This window comes from Aquirufa aurantiipilula (assembly GCF_019923745.1).
In the GTDB taxonomy this organism is placed as follows: Bacteria; Bacteroidota; Bacteroidia; order Cytophagales; family Spirosomataceae; genus Aquirufa; species Aquirufa aurantiipilula.
Map to the genome: position 1 here is coordinate 1 of NZ_JAANOG010000068.1, position 240 is coordinate 240.

Below are 240 nucleotides of genomic sequence, written 5' to 3' on the forward strand. Positions count from 1 at the left end.
CCAATGCAAGTGGTGTGGCAACAGTCGTATTCACCACACATACCGTGGCTGGAACTTCAACTACGGTTACAGGTACTACTTCGGCTATCACAGGTACTTCGTCTACCATTACTACAGTAGCTGGTACTGCTAGTAAGTATTTAGTTACCTCTTCATCTTCATCTCCTGTGGCTGGCGCTACAGTAACCATCACCGCTCAATTGGCGGATGCTAACAACAACCCAGTAAGTACTTCTGGAC

The 240-nt window shown here is 47.1% G+C and carries 1 protein-coding gene; it reads left to right on the forward strand.

Translation table 11 applies throughout. From position 1 onward, the window contains the following. The coding region (locus G9H60_RS13385) for a hypothetical protein (protein ID WP_223144530.1) at positions 1-240 on the forward strand (240 nt) is incomplete at both ends.